The organism is Pseudoduganella sp. GW821-FHT12E03, from assembly GCF_058807115.1.
Genome location: NZ_JBXAQJ010000005.1, coordinates 84447 through 102106, shown reverse-complemented (window position 1 = coordinate 102106; position 17660 = coordinate 84447). Strand labels below are relative to the sequence as shown.

Here is a 17660-nt window from a genome sequence, read left to right as displayed (position 1 = left end):
TGGGTAACTTGAAGTCGAATTTACGTTCGGTACTGGGGCGGTCTATGGCGGGATTGGCACTGATCTGGCTTGCGATGCCGGCCGCACAGGCGGCGGACCCGCCCGAACCCAAAGGATCGCTGGTCATCATTGGTGGCGGCCTGCGCGGCGATAACGCCGATATCTGGCAGCGCATCGTGCAACTGGCGGGCGGCAAGGGCGCGCGCATTGCGGTATTCCCGTCGGCCGCCGGAGCGCCGGAGCGCACCGGCCAGTCCATCTTGGGTTACCTGAAACGCTATGGCGCCGACCCGTTCCTGGTGCCGATCGCCGTGAAACTGGCCAACAGCGATTACCGCAAGGCGGCCGACGACATGACCCTGGCGGACCGGGTACGGCGCGCCGGCGGCGTGTATTTTGCCGGCGGCGACCAGGGCCGCATCACGCAGGCGCTGGTGCGCCCGGACGGTACGCGCACCGCCGCGCTCGATGCGATCTGGGACATTTATAAACGTGGCGGCGTGATTGCCGGCACCAGCGCGGGCGCCGCCATCATGAGCAGCACCATGTTTTACGATGCGCGCCGCGTGCTGTCGACCTTGCAGGAAGGAGTGGCGGATGGCAAGGATATCGCGCCGGGACTGGGCTTTATCGGTGACGACATTTTCGTCGACCAGCACTTGCTGATCCGCGGCCGCTTTGCCCGCATGATTCCCGCCATGCTGAAAAAAGGGTATCAACTGGGCCTGGGCATCGATGAAAACAGCGCGATGGTGGTCAACAGCAAGCGCGAAGTGGAAATCATCGGCTACAAGGGCGCGCTGCTGCTGGACCTGTCGCGCGCCGCCATGGATTCCGACGCCAGCGCATTCAATGTCAGCAATGTGCTGATCAGCTATCTGGACCGGGGCGACCGCTTCAACATCGCCACCAAGACGTTTACGCCCGCGCCGGACAAGGCCGACGGCCGCCTGGACAACACGCGCCCCGCGCGCCGTGGCCCGGTCTACAGCAACGATATCCTGGGCAACAGCGCCGTCAGCGATTTGATGGAGCGCCTGATCGACAGCGACCAGCAAGATGCGATCGGCATCGCCAGTGGCGACCCGCGCGGCACCTTGCCGGAAGTGGGCTTTGAATTCCGCTTCTCGAAGACGGCGGAAAGCGAAGGCTACCTGTCGTCGGTGGTCGATGCCTACTCGATCCTGAACCTGCGGCTCGATATCCGTCCCATAGAAGTGCAACGTCCGCTGTATAAATACAAGAATTAATTCGGCGGGGGCGGAATTAGAATGTTGGCCACCTTCGCCAACATTCATCAACAGGATTCCGCCCTTTCCATGTCCACCTTTACCTTCGCCCGGGCCGCCACGGCCTTCGCACTGGCCGCCGGCTCGCTGGCCGCCGCCGCCGCACCCGCCAACACCCCCGCCACCGTCCGCCTCGATTATCTGCATAGCGGGAACGCGCTGTCCGAGCAGTACGCGATCGACCGCGTGGTGATCGAACCGTTGCCATGGGCCGGCAACCTGTCGCGCAACATCGATGACACCGACCGGGGTGTCAACAAGGTGGAAGTGGTCGACGCCAAGACCGGCGCGGTGCTGTACACGCGCGGCTTTTCCACCATCTTCGGCGAATGGCGCACCACCGACGAAGCGCAAAAGGTCACGCGCGGCTTCCAGGAATCCGTGCGCTTCCCGAAACCGGACCGCCCGGTGCGGGTGCGCATCCTGAAGCGCGATGAGCGCAACCAGTTTTCCATTGTATGGAGCGTGGACGTCGATACCGATGCGCAGGACGTGGTGCGCAAGCAGGACCCGGCCCCGGCCGAGCCGATCCCGATCCGCGTCAACGGCGCGCCGCGTGACAAGGTCGATTTGCTGATCCTGGGCGACGGCTACACCAAGGCGGACTTGCCGAAGTTCGAACAAAGCGCGCGCAAGCTGGCCGATTACCTGTTCTCGGTGTCGCCGTTCAAGGAACGCGCGAAAGACTTCAATGTGTGGGGCATCGCGGTGCCGACCCAGGAGGCGGGCGTCTCGCGTCCCTCGACCGGCCAGCATAAGGCGTCCGCGCTGGGCACGCGCTACGACATCTTTGGCAGCGAGCGTTATGTGCTGACCCTGGACAACCGCGCGCTGCGCGAAATTTCCCAGCATGCGCCATACGAGTTCATTGAAATCCTGGTCAATAACGACACCTATGGCGGTGGCGGCATTTATGGCCAGTTCAGCACTGCCGCCGCCAACAGCGACTGGGCCAACTACCTGTTCGTGCACGAATTCGGCCACCATTTCGCGGGCCTGGCCGATGAGTACTACACGTCGCCGGTGGCCTACGCCTCGGGCGGCGCGGACCGTCCGGAACCGTGGGAGCCGAATGCCACGGCGCTGAAAGATCCGGCCAAGCTGAAATGGAAGCATTTGGTGACGCCGGGCACGGCGCTGCCGACGCCATGGCCGAAAGCCGTCTACGAAGAACATTCGCGCGCCTACCAGAAGACGCGCGCCGCGCTGCGCAAGGACAACCGTCCGGAATCGGAAATGAGCGCGCTGTTCAAGGAAGACCTGGCGTACACGATGAAACTGTTCTCGACGGCGCCGAACAAGGATGCGGTGGGCGCGTTCGAAGGGGCGAACTATGAATCGACCGGTTATTACCGTCCGGCGCAGCAATGTCTGATGTTCGACCGCAGCGACAAATTCTGTGCGGTGTGCAAGGAAGCGGTGAACCAGACCATTGATTTGTATTCGCGGCCTTTGAAGTAAAGCCGATGCCGTGCTGAAGTTGTCGCGGTTGCCATGTGACCCACTGTCTAGGGGGCGGGCGGAGCGGTAGGCGATTCTCCTTCCGCGTCCGTCTCCAGTTTTTGAAACGTCCCATCCAGGGGGCGTTGGCGGGTGCGCAAGATCTCGTCGTTTTTTGCGGCAATCGCCACGAGTTCGGCATGTGCCCGGGCGGCTTCCGCTGCCTCTTCGGCGCGCCGGAGCGCCTCCTCGGCTTCGCGTGCCAGACGCAGTGCCCGCTCCTCCTCGGTCTCCGGGACTTCCACCGTTTCAGGCTGGAGTTCCGCTTCCAGCGTTTTTGTCGACAGCTCACTTTTCCCCTGGGCTTTGCGGCATGTATTGATGATCGCTGTCTGTAACTTCGTGGTCTTTTTGCGTCCGTACGGGCACTCCAGGACGAAAATGGCGCTGACACAGATGCCGTAGGTGAACATGACGCCGTCGAGCGTGGCGAATCCCACGGACAGCAGGAATAGGCCAAGAACGAGAATGGAGAGCCGGCCCAGCCAGGCGATGGCGAATTTTAGTAAGCTGCTTTGTTTTGCCATCGAGTGACCTCCTTTCTCTTTTAAGTGACGTTGCCTTATATTTATACGTGATGCCCACGCGAAGTCAAATCGGCGGCTGAGCCATTTTCTTGCAATTTCCCCAGTTACGTCTGCTTACGTTTGATAAATATTCACTGTGCGTTTGCGTACAGAAGGCATTTCCTTCCCGACCTATTCTGTCCCTGTGACAAGTTCAGACACCAACACAGAGACAGAAAGGTCAACCTTATGAATAAGCTGATTGCTACCCTGATCGCGGGCCTGTTTGCCACCAGCGCTATGGCCCAAACCGTGACCACGCCAGCCCCAACGCCGGAAGTCGCGAAAGCGCAAGCGAAAGCGGGTGAAAAGATTGCCAAGGCGGAAGCCAAGGAAGTGAAGAAAGCCGCCGACGCGGACCAGGACGTGGCCAAGGCACAAGCCAAAGCCAATGAAAAGGTCGCCAAGGCGCACTCGAAAGCCGACAAGGAACATGCGGAAGCGGCGGAGAAAGTCGCCAAGGCCGATCCGGAAGACCGCTTGAAAGCCGAAGCCAAAGCCGACAAGAAAATCGCCAAGGCCGATGCCAAGCTGGATAAATCCGTGGCCAAGGCGGACGCCAAGGTAGCGAAGGAAAAAGCGGAAGCCAATGAAGAAAAAGCCATTGCCGCCGCCAATACCGCGGAAGCCAAGGCCAAAGCCAACGCTGACATCAAGTCCGCCGCCGCCAAGCATTAATGCCGGGCATCCTGTAAAGCAAGACTCGCCGTGCGGGGCCGGGAATACCGCACACAGCCAGGCTGGCGCGCCCCATGCGCCGCCTGGCCTTGAACGCCGCGCGGGGCCGGAAGTACCGCGATGCGATACACGCTCACGCGGGGCCGGAAATACCGCGCACCACACGCCTTTGCGGGGCCGGGAATACCGCAGCAAGACCACGGGCGCCTCTGGCGCCCGTTTCCATTCCCGCCGCGCGACTGCATGCAACAGTGGATATTGATTTCTTGCAAGGTGGCAGTAACAGTGGCAGCATAGACCGATCTCACCGACCGGGGAAAACCATGGCGCGCGTTGCGGCTGGTGTTACTGCGGGTGTCGCGATCCTGTTGGCCCACGCTGCGGCTGTTGCGCAAGGCAATAGCGTGGTGATGTACGGCAAGATCAACCTCAACATGGAAAGAGTCAGCCTGTCCCGGCCTGCCCAGTCGGCGACCCGGATGTCGAGTAATTCCACCACCCTGGGCTTTCGCGCCAATGAAAACCTGGGCGATGGCTGGAGCGCTTTCATGCAGATCGAGGGCGCGATCGGGATGGACACGGGGGCCGGCGATATCAGTGGCAAGGACACCTTTGTCGGCCTGCTGCACCGCGACCTGGGCAGTCTTGCCTTCGGGCGGGAATCGACCGTGATCAAGAAAATGAATGCCTATACCGACCGTTTCGAAGGCAGTGGCATTGCCGACGATTCCGGCATCGCCCTGTTGCAGGGCGAAGGCAATGCCCTGGGCTTCAACCGCCGCTCCGGCAACGAAATACGGTATGAGAGCCCGGACCTGGCGGGTTTCCTGCTGACCTTGTCCCGTGCTTCGGAAACCGAAGAGGGACCGGGCCGCTCGGTGATCCGCGCCGCCTGGCTGCAATACCGCAACGGCCCATGGAAGGCGGCGCTGGCCTATGAAGGGCACCATGGTTTGCGCATTGGTTACCACGACAGCATCGTGCGCCTGGCCGGCAATTACGCGGCAGCGTGGGGCGACATCAGCCTGGGGTGGAACCGGCTGGCGTATGGCGTGGCCGGCGGGACCCTGCGGCGCAATTACATCACATGTACCGGCGCCTACAAGGTGACCGGCGGCAGCATCGCCTGGCGCTATGGCAAGGCGGGCGATATCGGCGGCAGTGCGCCGGCCGGCACGGTGCTGGCCAGCACGGCGGGCAATTTGAGCCCGGGACGCCAGACCGGGGCAACCCATGTCACGCTCGGCTACAACTACGTGCTGTCGGCGCGCAGCTACCTGTATCTGTACGAAACCCGGGTGCGCAATGACGCGCGCGCCAATTTCAATTTCGGCACCAATGCCTACGGCAGCGCCAGCGCGGGCGCCACGGTCCGCGGTTCGGCGCTGGGCATCGTGCACCGGTTCTGACGGATGAAACTCCTGGCCCGCTTGCGCCCCGATTCGTTGCGCTTGCGCCTGATCCTGGCCAGCGTGGCGGTGGAAGTGTTGCTGCTGTCGCTGCTGATCGCCAACTCCCTGCGGCTGATCGACAATGCCGCGAAGGCCGGTATCGAGGCGGCCCTGGGCCAGGCGGTGCCCATGCTCAATGCCGCCGCCGTGCCCTACTTGATGGAGCGGGATTACTCCGGCTTGCATGATTTTCTGGCGGCGACCATGCGCGAAGAAGGCCGCGAACTGGCCTATGTGGTGGTGCGCGATGTGGATGGACGTGAAGTGGTGCGGGTCGGCCTGCCGCAAGCGGAGGCCTTGCCGGCGGTTTCCGCCAGTATCAGTGAAGGGATCGACCGTGGCGTCTACATCGTCGAGCGGCCGGTGGCGGTGGGGGGAATCCGCATGGGCAGCATGCGGCTGGGACTGTCCACGGTGATCGCGGGCGATACCCGCGCCGCGCTGTTGCGCCAGGGGCTGCTGATCGCCGCCGCCGAAGTCGTGGCCAGCATTGTGATCCTCAGCCTGGTGGCGGTCTGGCTCACGCGTCACCTGGCGCAAGCGGCGGCGGCCAGCCGCGCCATCGGCGATGGCGACTATACGCGGCGCTTGCCGGAAGAGGGCGGGCGCGAAGTCGCCGAACTGGCGCGCGCGGTCAACCGCATGGGTCAGGAAGTGGAGCACCGCATTCATGCGCTGTCCGGCTTGAATGCCGAGCTGGAAGACCGCGTGACCGAGCGCACCGCGGCCCTGACCCAGATCGTGCAGGAACAGCGGATCTTGCTGGACAACGTGATCGTCGGCATCCTGTTCCTGCGCGACCGCATCGTCATGCGCTGCAACCGGGGCTGGGCCGAGCTGCTGGGATATACGCCGGAAGAAATGCAAGGCCAGCCCACGCGCATGTACTACCTCAGCGATGAAGCGCACCGGCTGCAGGGCGAGCAAGTCTATCCCGATATCGTGGCCGGCCGCACGGCGTTCGGTGAAAACCAGTTTGTGCGGCGCGACGGTGGTGTGATCTGGTGCAGCTTCCAGGGCCGCGCCATCGATCCCGCGCAACTCGACAAGGGCAGCATCTGGATTTTCCAGGACATCACCGCGCGCAAACTGGCCGAGCAGGCCCTGGCCCAGCGCAGCGAGGCGCTCGAGCATTCGCTGGTGCAATTGCATGATACCCAGGCCCAGCTCATGCAGGCGGAAAAGGTGGCGGCGCTGGGCCGGCTGGTTGCCGGCATCGCCCATGAGTTGAATACGCCGATCGGCAATGTGCTGACCATGGCGACCTCGCTCAGCCACCGGGTCGATGTGATGGCGGCCGCCCATGCGCAGCACCAGCTGACGGCCAGCATGCTGCAGCGTTTCGTCGACGACAGCCGCAGCGCCAGCGAGGTGGTGGTGCGCAATGCCCAGCGCGCGGGCGAACTGATTGCCAAATTCAAGCTGGTGGCGACCGACCAGAGCCGCGACAGCCGCTGCCGCTTCGATGTACGCGCCCATGTCGACGATGTCCTGTCCGCGCTCGCACCGACCTTGCAGGCGGCCCGCATCGGCGTGACGGTCGATGGCGACGGCCCGCTGATGATGGACAGTTTCCCGGCGCTGCTGGCGCAAGTGCTGATCGGCCTGGTGGGCAATGCGATCGATCACGCCTTCGACGGCGCGGACGGGCGCGCCATCCATATCCGCCTGCGGCCATTGCCGCCGTTCCAGGTTGAAATCGTCTTTTCAGACAATGGACGCGGCATTGCGCCCGATGTGCTGCCCCATGTGTTCGAACCGTTCTATACGACTTTGCGCGGCGCCGGCCACACGGGACTGGGCCTGCATATCCTGTACAACGTCGTCACGATCGCGCTGGAAGGCAATATCATTGCCGAGGTGGACCACGGCACGCGCTTTACCCTGACGCTGGCGCGCGAACTGGCGGCGCAGCCGGCGGTGCGCATGCCGGCATGAGCGTCTGGCTCAATCCTTCTTTTCCAGCCTGTCCAGCAAGCGCTTGGCGGCGCGGACGCTGTCGAACTCAGCGTCGCGGCCTTCCGCAAAGCCGCGCACGGACGCCTGGGCCAGCAGCTTTTTGCCTTCCGGGCTGTTGCCGGTCTTCATGATGGCGGCCGCAATCCGCATGCGGTCGGCTTGCGCCATGTCCGGCCGGGCAATCCAGGCGCCGTGCGGAATCGGCGCGGATTTCCACAGCACTTTAATGTCCTTGAGCTGGACGCCATACTTTTCATTGAGCTGGTTGTCGGCAATCGCGCCCGCGTCGGCCTGGCGCGCGTAGACGGCAATCGCGGAATTGGGCTGCTTTTTCACGAAGTCGGCCTTGCCCAGGTCTTTGAGGTCGATGCCGGCCTGCTGCATGGCCAGCAGCGGCAGCAGATAGCCCGACGTGGATTTCGGGTCGGTGAAAGCAAAGCGCTTGCCGCGCAGGCCGGCCAGGTTGTGGATGCCGGAATCGGTACGGGTGATGATGAGGGCGTGATACGAGTCGCCGTCGTCTTCCACGTAACGTACCACCAGCTGTGCGCCGAACGATTCGTTGGCGCTGACATAGCCAAAGGCCCCGGTGCCGGCGATATCGACCTTGCCCTCCCTGAGCAGTTTGAGGGTGTCGTCGTAGTCGCGGCCCGCCACCAGTTTGACCGGTACGCCCAGTTCCTTTTCCAGCGCACTGGCAAAGGCGCCAAAGTTGTTCAGCAATTCCAGCGACGAGAGGTTGGGATTGGCGCAAATGGTGAGCTGCTTCAACTGGGCAGTGGCGGCCAGGGGCAGGGCAAGCAATACCAGCAGCGGAAGGGTGCACCAGCGGACCGGGTTCATGGCAGCCTCGATGGGGAAAGGTTGGTCTTCACTGCGGCGCCGCCAGCTCGACGCGGTTGCGTCCAGCTTCCTTGGCGCGGTACAGCGCCGCATCGGCCGCCGACAGCATGGCGGCAATATCGTTTTCAATCCGGGGCGCGCAGCAGGCGCCGATGCTGACGGTGTTGCGCGCTTGCCTGCCGTCGGCCAGGGGCACCGTATGGGCGGCAAAGGCGTCGCAGATGCGCTGCGCAATGGCTTGCGCATCGGGTGCGGAACAACCGGGCAACAGCACAGCGAATTCTTCGCCGCCGAGGCGGCCCAGCAAATCGCCGCCGCGCAGGCAGCCTTGCACCACCGCGGCGAAGCTGACCAGCACCTGGTCGCCGCCATCATGGCCATAGGTGTCATTGACCTTCTTGAAATGGTCAATGTCCATCATCAGCGCGGCGACTGGCCGGCGCAGCAATTGCGGCGTCGCCAGCAATTCCTCGGCTTGCGACAGGAAGCCGCTGCGGTTCAGCACATGGGTCAAGAAATCGTGCGACGCCGCATGCTGCAAGCGTTCCAGCAATTCATTGCGCGCCACCATCACGCTGGCCACCGTCAGCGGTGCCAGCGCGGTCAGGGAGAGGCCCACCCGCAGCGACATTACCGCCAGCGGCGATTCCACGCTGGCGCCGATGTGCAGCACGCCGCTGGCGATCGCCAGCAGGGTCCACATGCAAAAGAACAGCGTAATGCCGGAAGTGGCGAACAGGCTGTAAGTCAGCGCGCACCATAGCATGGCCGGCACGGCGTACAGGATGGCGCCGGGGCCGCCCCAGTGCACGCCCAGCCCAAGGCTGACGGCAAAGGCCAGCAAGGGCGCGAAGTGGTCGAGGCGCCAGTGTTGCCAGCTCGGCCAGTCCGCGCGGCGGCGGTGGTCTTTGAACCAGCGGCGCACATCGGGCATGGTCAACAGCACCGGCAGGATGCCCATGTAACTGACCAGCTCCGTGCAAAACCAGAACGCAAACCCATAGGCATGGCTGCCGCCAAACAGCACCGGATGCACGAAGATGCCCGAGGCGCCGGCGGCGGTGGAAGCGCCCAGCACGCCCAGCACGAAACGCGGCATGGCGCGCGGGTGGCGCAAGGTGCGGTAGGCTTCCGGCATGCGGGAAAAAATCAGGTAGCCGGCGATCACGCCGGGCAGGTTCGTGCTGATCAGCAGCATGCCCTTGAGCAGCGAATGGGCCATCACCAGGTCCGACACCAGGTAGCCGGCAAAGGCGGCCAGCCAGTCGAGCCAGTTGGGCGGGCGGCCACGGCGGATCAGGATGCCGAGCAGCACGGCATTGGTGGGCCAGTAGGCCGCCAGCACGCCGGGCGGCGAGGTCAGGATGCCGAAGATCGAGCAAAGGTAAACCGCCGCGCCAACCAGCAGCGCGTCCCGGAATTTGTCGCCGGATGGTGGCTGCGCGGCGTGCGCAACCGGGGTATCGGTCATAGAAGGGTCTCCAGCCTGTCGAAGCATTGTCCCGCCCTTGATAGACCAAGTCAATCGAAGGAGGGCAGCCTGTAGCAGGAAGGAGAAGACAGTCCGTCCGGTGCGCAGGCTGCCGCACCGGACGGATGGGGGAGGGGTTACATCGGCGCCAGGGTGATCGGCTTGATGCGCTGCACCAGTTCCTTACCCTTGCGGGCGCGCTTGCCGAAGTGCGGGGCCAGCAGGTTGCCGGACATTTCCAGCGCGCGCGGCTTGGCCGCCATGGTGCCGTGCACGATCACGCCTTTTTGCGTGATGGCCTGGGCCGAGACCAGCTGCTCTTTCGGCTCCAGTTCGATCATGATCACGCCACGGCCGCCATTGGCCAGCACTTTCATTTCCGCCAGGCCGAACACCAGCAGGCGGCCATTGCCGGACAGCGCCGCCACGGCGCTGGCGTCCTTGCCGATGATCGATGGCGGCAGCGGCAGGTCGCCCTCGTCCAAGGTCATGAAGGCCTTGCCGCCTTTCTGGCGGCTGACCATATCGGCCGCCTTGGCGATGAAGCCAAAGCCCGCGGTCGAGGACAGCATCAGTTGGGTATCGGGCGGGCCGGCAAAGTAATGCTTGATGCGGGCGCCGCCGGACAGGTCGACCAGGGTGGTGATCGGCACACCGTCGCCACGCGCGTTCGGCAGCGCCGCCACCGGCACCGAATACACCTTGCCGTTGTCGCCAAAGCCCAGCAAGGTATCGACCGTGCGGCACTCAAAGGCGTCATGCAGCGAGTCGCCCACCTTGAAGGTGAACTGCGACTTGTCGTGGCCGATGCCGGTGCGGGCGCGCACCCAGCCTTTTTCGGAAATGATGACGGTGACCGGTTCGTCGACGACTTTCTGTTCCGCGCTGGCTTTCTGCGCTTCTTCGATCAGCGTGCGGCGCGCGTCGCCAAAGGTCTTTGCATCGGCTTCGATTTCTCGGATCACCAGGCGCTTCATCGACGACGGGTTTTCCAGCAAGTCGAGCAGGGACTGGCGCTCCTTGCGCAATTCCGCCAGTTCCTGCTGGATCTTGATCGCTTCCAGGCGCGCCAACTGGCGCAAGCGGATTTCCAGGATGTCTTCGGCCTGGATCGGCGACAGGTTGAAGCGTTCGATCAGCGCCGCTTTCGGTTCGTCCGAATTGCGGATGATGGCGATCACTTCATCGATGTTCAGCAGGACGGTTTCCCGGCCTTCCATGATGTGGATGCGGTCTTCGACCTTTTTCAGCCTGTGCTGCGTGCGGCGGGTCACGGTCTCGAAGCGGAAACCGATCCACTCGGACAGGATTTCCGAAATGCCTTTCTGGCGCGGACGGCCATCGGCGCCGATCATCACCAGGTTGATCGATGCCGACGATTCCAGCGACGTATGCGCCAGCAGCAGCATCATGAACTCGTCTTTGTCCTGGTTCTTCGACTTCGGTTCAAACACCAGGCGCACCGGCGCGGCGCGGCCCGATTCGTCGCGGATGGTGTCGAGCGCGCCGAGGATCAGCTGCTTGGACGCCAGCTGTTCCGGCGTCAGCGCTTTCTTGCCCAGCTTGACCTTCGGATTGGTCAATTCTTCGATTTCTTCCAGCACCTTTTGCGACGAGGTGCCAGGCGGCAGTTCGTGCACCACCGCTTGCCACTGGCCACGCGCCAGTTCTTCGATCTTCCAGCGCGCGCGCACTTTCATCGAGCCACGGCCGGTGGCGTACATATCGTGGATTTGCGCGGACGGCGTGATGATCTGGCCACCGCCCGGGAAGTCCGGACCCGGCACCATTTCCATCAATTCCGTGTGCGTGATCTTGGGATTGCGGATCATCGCCACGGCGGCTTGCGCCACTTCCGTCAGGTTGTGCGACGGGATTTCCGTTGCCAGGCCCACGGCAATCCCGGAGGCGCCATTGAGCAGCACCATTGGCAGGCGCCCCGGCAGCAGGGTCGGCTCTTCGGACGAACCGTCATAGTTCGGCGCGAAGTCCACCGTGCCCTGGTCGATTTCATCCATCAGCAGGCGCGCGATCGGCGTCAAGCGGGCTTCCGTGTACCGCATCGCGGCGGCTCCGTCGCCGTCGCGGGAACCGAAGTTGCCCTGGCCATCGATCAGCGGATAGCGCAGCGAAAAGTCTTGCGCCATGCGCACCAGCGCGTCGTACACCGACTGGTCGCCGTGCGGGTGCAGCTTGCCCAGCACGTCACCCACCACGGCGGCGGACTTGCGGGGCTTGGCGGTCGAACCCAGGCCCAGTTCATTCATCGTGTACAGGATGCGGCGCTGCACCGGCTTCTGGCCGTCGCACACGTCCGGCAGCGCGCGGCCTTTGACCACGGAGATCGCGTAATCGAGGTAAGCGCGTTCGGCAAAGGTGGACAGGGTCAGCGTTTCGCCGCCATCCCCGCCGTCGCCGCCGAAATCATCGCCGTCATTGGCATCGCCGCCATCGCCGCCATTGCCGTTGCCGCCGGCATTGGCTGCAGCGGCGCCGGTGTCTGCGGTCACCGCGGTTTCCGTGGTGTCCGTGGTTTCTGCCGTCTCGGCGGTCCCGGTGGCTCCGGCCACGGCTTCTTCAAAGAGGTTTGCTTGTTGAGTCATGATTGCGGTATTCGTTAAATATCGGCTTCCACTTCATTGCCGTGTTCTTCAATCCATGCGCGGCGGGCGGCGGCTTCGCCTTTGCCCATCAGCATGTTGAAGCGGGCCGACGAAGCGCTGTGGTCGAAGTCGCCCAGCGCCACCGGCAGCAGGCGGCGCGTGTCCGGATTCATGGTGGTCTCCCACAACTGTTCCGCGTTCATCTCGCCCAGGCCCTTGAAGCGGGAAATCGACCAGCTGCCATCTTTCAGGCCATCCTTGCGCAACTTGTCCTCGATCGCGATCAGTTCGCCGTCATCCAGCGCATACAGCTTCTGGATCGGTTTCTTGCCGCGCGCCGGCGCATCGACGCGGTACAGCGGCGGACGGGCCACGCAGATATGGCCCTTCTGGATCAGCGCCGGGAAGTGGCGGAAGAACAGGGTCAGCAGCAGCACCTGGATGTGGGAGCCGTCCACGTCCGCATCGGAGAGGATGCAGATTTTGCCGTAGCGCAGGCCGGACAAGTCCGGGTGGTCGCCATAGTGGTGCGGATCGACGCCGATCGCCACCGCGATGTCGTGGATTTCATTGTTGGCGAACAGGCGGTCCTTATCGGTTTCCCACGAGTTCAGCACCTTGCCGCGCAGCGGCAGGATGGCCTGGAATTCCTTGTCGCGGCCCATCTTGGCCGAACCGCCCGCCGAGTCACCCTCGACCAGGAACAGTTCGGTGCGCGTCACGTCGGTCGATTCGCAATCGGTCAGCTTGCCCGGCAACACCGCCACGCCGGACGATTTTTTCTTTTCGACTTTTTGCAGCGAGCGCAAACGCGATTGCGCCTGCTTGATGACCAGTTCCGCCAGTTTCTTGCCGTAGTCGATGTGCTGGTTCAGCCACAGTTCCAGCGGCGGCTTGGCAAAAGTCGATACCAGGCGCACCGCGTCGCGCGAGTTCAGGCGTTCCTTGATCTGGCCCTGGAATTGCGGGTCCAGCACCTTGGCCGACAACACGAACGAGGTCCGCGCAAACACGTCTTCCGGCAACAGCTTGACGCCTTTCGGCAGCAGCGAGTGCAGTTCCACGAAGTTTTTCACGGCGCCGAACAGGCCGTCGCGCAAGCCCGATTCGTGGGTGCCGCCATTGGGCGTCGGAATCAGGTTCACATACGATTCGCGCACCACCGCGCCTTCTTCGGTCCACGCCACCACCCACGCGGCGCCTTCGCCCTCGGCAAAGCCTTCCGCGTCGGGACCGGCAAATTGCGCGCCTTCGAACATCGGGATCAGGGTTTCACCGCCGTTGGTGGTTTGCGCCAGCGCTTCGACCAGGTAGCCGCGCAAGCCGTCGTCGTATTTCCATACCTGCGAATCGCCTGTTTTCGCGTTGGCCAGCGTGACCGTCACGCCCGGCAACAGCACGGCTTTTGAGCGCAGCAGGCGTTGCAGTTCGACTTGCGAAATCAGCGATGAATCAAAGTATTTTGGATCCGGCCACGCGGTGACGCGGGTGCCGGACTTCTTGCCGTCGCGCGGCGCGGGCACGGAATTCAGTGGTTCGACCAGGTCGCCGTTTTCAAAGGCAAGGGTGTGGTAGCCGTTGCCGTTGTCGTCCTTGCGCCACACATTGATTTCCAGGCGCTTCGACAGTGCATTGGTGACGGACACGCCGACGCCGTGCAAGCCGCCGGAAAACGCATAGGCGCCGCCCGAACCCTTGTCGAATTTGCCGCCCGCGTGCAGGCGGGTGAACACGATTTCCACGGTCGGGACATTTTCTTCCGGGTGCAGGCCGACCGGGATGCCCCGGCCGTCATCTTCCACGGTAATGCTGCCGTCCGCATTTTGCGTGACGATAATATTTTTGCAATGGCCGCCCAATGCCTCGTCCGAGGCATTGTCGATCACCTCCTGGATGATGTGCAGCGGGTTCTCCGTGCGGGTATACATGCCGGGCCGTTGTTTGACGGGCTCCAGGCCTTTAAGGACGCGGATGGAAGATTCGCTGTAGTCGGAAACTGGTTTTTTAGTGGCCATACGGGTTCGAAGGTGCTTTTCAGGCAAAACGCTGTGATTATATACAGTATTTTTGCTCCGTCACGGCGTTTTTGCGCGGGATGGCGCGCGGCGCCGCCGGTGCGGGAGCTTGCGCATTCTATCCGCAACGGGCGGCAGTGGCTGAAAATTGCCATCCGCAAGCTGCGTGACGCGGACGTCAACTGTGGTTAAATGGGGAAAAAATATTGCCGATCCACCTATGAAACAAGACAAATTTCCCTTTGCGGTACGGCTGGCGGGTTTTCCTTTGGCCACCGCGCGGGCGGTGGAAACGGCCTTGCTGGCCGCGCCGCCGCATGGGCCGGCGTATTTTTGCCTGTCCGACCACAGTTTGCAAGAGCCGGACCTGGTGCTGGCCTACGGTCCGGATTTGAAAGCCATGGCGTCGCTGGCCGCGATGGCGGCCGTGCCGGGCGAACTCGATGCGCGTCCGGCACTGGTGCTGGGGCAGCCGGCCGCGCCGCTGCCGTATCCGGTGTTGCCGCTGTCGTTCGACCAGAACGCCTTCCACGTGCACCTGGCGCTGCTGGTGGCGCGCCGCGCCGATGCGCTGGCCCGGCTGGCGGGTGCCGGGTTGCCGCCGGCGCCGGAACGGCGCCGCAGCCAGCGGCTCGACTTTGACCTGACCGACCCCGCGGAATATGAAGCGATGCGGGGCCAGTCGCGTCGTGGCGCGGTGCTGGTGGCCGATGGCGGCGTGCGCCTGTTCCAGCAAGTGCAGGGATTGATGCGGCCCTATGGCATCGCCGTGCCGACCGCGATTGATGAAGCGTCCGCGCTGGCCGCGTGCGCCGGCGGCAAGGTGTCGGTGGCGCTGGTGAATGCGGCGCTGCCGGGCTGCGATCCGTATGCCCTGTGCGCGGCGCTGCGCGCCCAGCCAGGCGGGCCGCCGCCGGCTGTGGTGCTGCTGGTGGCGCCGCCGTTTGTTTATGATGCCGAACGGGCCCGCGCGGCCGGGGTGGAAGGCTTGCTGGACAAGCCGGTGGCCGATGCCACCTTGAAGACCGTGCTGAAACGGCTGATGCACATCGCCTAATCTGTATAAACCGTCAGGCCCGCCGCGTAATAACGTTCGCGGCTGCCTGATCCAGCTTTGACGCCCCACGCGATGTCGAGGTCCGCACGGCCCGGCAACAGCAAATAGCGTGCGCCCAGCTGGCGCCAGGCGCCGCCGCCCCGGATGCCGAAGGCTTCCACAGTCAGCGCCGCGCGCTGTCCCACGGCCGCTTCCAGCGCCGTGGCCCAGGTTGCCGCGGGACGGCCATGGCGCTCGCGGCGCCAGCCAAGATTGGTATGCCATTGCAGGCGGTCGCCCCGCACATCCACGGTCAGCGGTAAATTGAGCGACCAGTTGCCGGCCAGACCATGCGCCGGTTCAAATTCATTGGCGATGGACATGCCCAGCCGCCATCGGCCATCCCTGGGCGCCACCAGCACGGTTTTCGCCTGCAGCACCGCCAGGTTGACGCCGGCGCCGCCACCACGGCCGTGCAGGCGGGCCGCGCCGGCGCCCACTTCCCAGTCATCGAAAACGTTGCAGGCGGGGACGATCCAGTAATGCGTGTGGCGGGGATCGCGCTGGATCCACGTCTCGAGCTGGCACTGGCCGGGATCGAGCACCGGGGCATCGTCGGTGACCAGCGGGCGGGCGGCCCAGGCGGAGGGGAGGGCGCCGCAGCACAGGGCGAACCATCCACTCAAGGTCGTGCGCGTTCCCAACGGCCGGCGTCTGCTCATGCATCGCTCCCTGCGCCCAAGGCAATGGAGCCAGTATAACGAGGCCGGAAATTCTCATCGCAATTTTGCGCTCAACCCAGCTCTCCCGCCTCGCCCTTGAGCGCGAACAAATCCACCTTCAGCGCCTTCATGCCGTCCGGTGCATACAGCGCCAGCGTCTGTGCTTTGAGCATGTTGTCGTACAGTTCATTGCGGTAGTCGAACGTGAAGTAATAGGTGTTGGGCCGGATCGGCACGTCATGCGGCACCTGCGCCATGTGTGTCAGCGGGATGCCGGGCAGCGCCATGCCGACCATGCACTCGACATCGTCCGGGGCGCCGCACTTGAAGCGCAGCGGCACCGCCGCCACCAGTTCCAGCGCCGGCATGTCGGCGCTGACGGCCAGGCACAGGGCCGTGTGGCGGTCGACCTGGGCCGGGTCGAGCCGGGTGCGGTAGCGGCCCGGCCGGTCGGGATCGGGCGGCAGGGGAATCGTGAAATAACGCGACGACAGCACCGTATCGGCCAGGTCGCGGATCATGGTGGCCAGCCGCGCGAAACCGGGGCCGGCGTCGGCATGGAGGTAGGCCGGCAAATCCGTCAGCGCATAGCGGGTGGAAAACGACATCAGCCCGCCGGCCAATGTCGTCATGCGTTCAAACAGCGTTTCCGGATGATGCAGGCCGTGGCGCGCGCAATGCACCAGCGCCGCGCCGCTGGTGCTGATGGCGTTGAGCATCAGGTAAGACGTGATGTCGCCGCTGTGGAAGGACACCACGTCCTTGGACGGCTGGCGGTGCCGTTCGTGCAGCGTATCGACTTTCGCCTGCAGCTTGTCGACCAGGCCTTCGAGCATGTGCCGCAGGCCGGTGGCGGCCACGGTCACGGCGGGGGGAATGAAGGTGGGGTCGGCTTCGAAGCCGCCGGTGGCCTGGCGGCGGAGGCGGATGACGGGGAAGCCGATGGTCCCTTCGCTGGCTTCCGATTGCGGCGCCAGGCGCACGGTCTTGCGCAGGTAGGCGATGTGCTCGGGCGGGGCGCCCGCATATAAATCCAGGGTTTCCTGTGGATGCGGCGTATACCGCACCGAGGGGCGCGTGCGCGCGGCCTGCAGCCGGTCCGATGGCGCCGTTTGCACATTGCCGCCGTGCGTCTGCAGCGCGGGCAACAGCGCGTAGATCGTGAAGGCCTGCTCGTCCTGTGCCAGCTGGTCCAGGTTCAACGGGGGCGGCAGCGCGTCGGCGCCGGGCGCGTCGTAACACTCGCCGTCCGCGAACACCAGCGACAGCACTTCCGCCTGCAGCGTGCCGTTGCGCAGGCTCTCATCGTTCCATTGCACGTGGCGAATGCCCCACAGGTGCGGCTGCAGCATTGACGCCATGCGCTGCATGCGGGCTTCGTGGTAGTGGTCTTGCTGCTGTAAATGCAGCGGGCCCAGTCGCAACCCTTCCGACCACAAAACTTTTAACGGCAGGCTCATCGTGTGCTCCCAGCGTGAAGGAATGGGCAGATTGCCGTGCGGGACAGGATGTGACATTGCGTATGCG

General features: G+C 64.0%; 13 protein-coding genes. 6 read left to right on the top strand and 7 right to left on the bottom strand.

Translation table 11 applies throughout. From position 1 onward, the window contains the following. Nucleotides 1–44 precede the first annotated feature (44 nt). Both AC1RRC_RS13985 and AC1RRC_RS13980 read left to right on the top strand, forming a co-directional pair. Nucleotides 45–1250 carry a cyanophycinase gene (locus AC1RRC_RS13985; protein ID WP_493056509.1) on the top strand — a complete coding sequence of 402 codons (1206 nt, stop codon included), beginning with the start codon at nt 45–47 and terminating at the stop codon, nt 1248–1250. A gap of 69 nt (nt 1251–1319) precedes the next feature. Further along, nucleotides 1320–2750 carry an IgA Peptidase M64 gene (locus AC1RRC_RS13980; protein ID WP_493056091.1) on the top strand — a complete coding sequence of 477 codons (1431 nt, stop codon included), beginning with the start codon at nt 1320–1322 and terminating at the stop codon, nt 2748–2750. A gap of 47 nt (nt 2751–2797) precedes the next feature. Here AC1RRC_RS13980 and AC1RRC_RS13975 read toward each other — a convergent pair whose 3' ends face one another. Beyond that, nucleotides 2798–3316, bottom strand: coding sequence for a hypothetical protein (locus AC1RRC_RS13975; protein WP_493056090.1), 519 nt, complete (start codon nt 3314–3316; stop codon nt 2798–2800). Between the two features lie 228 nt (nt 3317–3544). On the opposite strand from AC1RRC_RS13975, the gene AC1RRC_RS13970 reads away from it, so the two are divergent. The 3 genes from AC1RRC_RS13970 (at nt 3545) to AC1RRC_RS13960 (ending at nt 7422) form a co-directional block, all read left to right on the top strand. Then, the gene (locus AC1RRC_RS13970) at nt 3545–4033 is read left to right on the top strand and encodes a hypothetical protein (RefSeq protein ID WP_493056089.1); all 489 of its coding nucleotides are present in this window, start codon (nt 3545–3547) and stop codon (nt 4031–4033) included. A gap of 323 nt (nt 4034–4356) precedes the next feature. Further along, on the top strand, nt 4357–5442 hold the full coding sequence (locus AC1RRC_RS13965; RefSeq protein WP_493056088.1) for a porin: 1086 nt from the start codon (nt 4357–4359) through the stop codon (nt 5440–5442). A 3-nt stretch (nt 5443–5445) separates the two neighbouring features. Further along, entirely contained in the window at nt 5446–7422 is a 1977-nt protein-coding gene (locus tag AC1RRC_RS13960; protein WP_493056087.1) for a sensor histidine kinase, read from the top strand. A gap of 9 nt (nt 7423–7431) precedes the next feature. Here AC1RRC_RS13960 and AC1RRC_RS13955 read toward each other — a convergent pair whose 3' ends face one another. From AC1RRC_RS13955 to AC1RRC_RS13940, 4 genes are all read right to left on the bottom strand, one after another. Then, entirely contained in the window at nt 7432–8286 is an 855-nt protein-coding gene (locus AC1RRC_RS13955) for a phosphate/phosphite/phosphonate ABC transporter substrate-binding protein (RefSeq protein ID WP_493056086.1), read from the bottom strand. Nucleotides 8287–8314: 28 nt separating this feature from the next. Further along, complete coding sequence (locus AC1RRC_RS13950; RefSeq protein WP_493056085.1) at nt 8315–9757, bottom strand: GGDEF domain-containing protein; 1443 nt, start codon at nt 9755–9757, stop codon at nt 8315–8317. A gap of 137 nt (nt 9758–9894) precedes the next feature. Continuing rightward, on the bottom strand, nt 9895–12360 hold the full coding sequence (gene parC / locus AC1RRC_RS13945; RefSeq protein ID WP_493056084.1) for a DNA topoisomerase IV subunit A: 2466 nt from the start codon (nt 12358–12360) through the stop codon (nt 9895–9897). A gap of 14 nt (nt 12361–12374) precedes the next feature. Next, nucleotides 12375–14375, bottom strand: a complete 2001-nt coding sequence (locus AC1RRC_RS13940; protein WP_493056083.1) for a DNA topoisomerase IV subunit B — start codon at nt 14373–14375, stop codon at nt 12375–12377. A gap of 220 nt (nt 14376–14595) precedes the next feature. On the opposite strand from AC1RRC_RS13940, the gene AC1RRC_RS13935 reads away from it, so the two are divergent. Then, nucleotides 14596–15432 (top strand): response regulator, encoded by an 837-nt coding sequence (locus AC1RRC_RS13935; protein WP_493056082.1) that lies wholly within the window; start codon nt 14596–14598, stop codon nt 15430–15432. On the opposite strand, the gene AC1RRC_RS13930 is transcribed toward AC1RRC_RS13935, so the two are convergent. Both AC1RRC_RS13930 and tssK read right to left on the bottom strand, forming a co-directional pair. Continuing rightward, nucleotides 15429–16133 (bottom strand): PA4824 family protein, encoded by a 705-nt coding sequence (locus tag AC1RRC_RS13930; RefSeq protein WP_493056081.1) that lies wholly within the window; start codon nt 16131–16133, stop codon nt 15429–15431. The two genes, AC1RRC_RS13935 and AC1RRC_RS13930, sit on opposite strands and share 4 nt — an antisense overlap. Nucleotides 16134–16204: 71 nt before the next feature. Continuing rightward, on the bottom strand, nt 16205–17593 hold the full coding sequence (gene tssK / locus AC1RRC_RS13925; RefSeq protein ID WP_493056080.1) for a type VI secretion system baseplate subunit TssK: 1389 nt from the start codon (nt 17591–17593) through the stop codon (nt 16205–16207). Nucleotides 17594–17660: the final 67 nt, after the last annotated feature.

What these genes read in the sequence shown, in the direction of transcription:
- AC1RRC_RS13970 (WP_493056089.1), top strand. Translation starts at nt 3,545, where the DNA reads ATGAATAAGCTGATTGCTACCCTGATCGCGGGCCTGTTTGCCACCAGC.
- AC1RRC_RS13950 (WP_493056085.1), bottom strand. Translation starts at nt 9,757, where the DNA reads ATGACCGATACCCCGGTTGCGCACGCCGCGCAGCCACCATCCGGCGAC.
- AC1RRC_RS13975 (WP_493056090.1), bottom strand. Translation starts at nt 3,316, where the DNA reads ATGGCAAAACAAAGCAGCTTACTAAAATTCGCCATCGCCTGGCTGGGC.
- parC (WP_493056084.1), bottom strand. Translation starts at nt 12,360, where the DNA reads ATGACTCAACAAGCAAACCTCTTTGAAGAAGCCGTGGCCGGAGCCACC.
- AC1RRC_RS13930 (WP_493056081.1), bottom strand. Translation starts at nt 16,133, where the DNA reads ATGAGCAGACGCCGGCCGTTGGGAACGCGCACGACCTTGAGTGGATGG.
- AC1RRC_RS13960 (WP_493056087.1), top strand. Translation starts at nt 5,446, where the DNA reads ATGAAACTCCTGGCCCGCTTGCGCCCCGATTCGTTGCGCTTGCGCCTG.
- AC1RRC_RS13980 (WP_493056091.1), top strand. Translation starts at nt 1,320, where the DNA reads ATGTCCACCTTTACCTTCGCCCGGGCCGCCACGGCCTTCGCACTGGCC.
- AC1RRC_RS13955 (WP_493056086.1), bottom strand. Translation starts at nt 8,286, where the DNA reads ATGAACCCGGTCCGCTGGTGCACCCTTCCGCTGCTGGTATTGCTTGCC.
- AC1RRC_RS13965 (WP_493056088.1), top strand. Translation starts at nt 4,357, where the DNA reads ATGGCGCGCGTTGCGGCTGGTGTTACTGCGGGTGTCGCGATCCTGTTG.
- AC1RRC_RS13985 (WP_493056509.1), top strand. Translation starts at nt 45, where the DNA reads ATGGCGGGATTGGCACTGATCTGGCTTGCGATGCCGGCCGCACAGGCG.
- AC1RRC_RS13935 (WP_493056082.1), top strand. Translation starts at nt 14,596, where the DNA reads ATGAAACAAGACAAATTTCCCTTTGCGGTACGGCTGGCGGGTTTTCCT.
- AC1RRC_RS13940 (WP_493056083.1), bottom strand. Translation starts at nt 14,375, where the DNA reads ATGGCCACTAAAAAACCAGTTTCCGACTACAGCGAATCTTCCATCCGC.
- tssK (WP_493056080.1), bottom strand. Translation starts at nt 17,593, where the DNA reads ATGAGCCTGCCGTTAAAAGTTTTGTGGTCGGAAGGGTTGCGACTGGGC.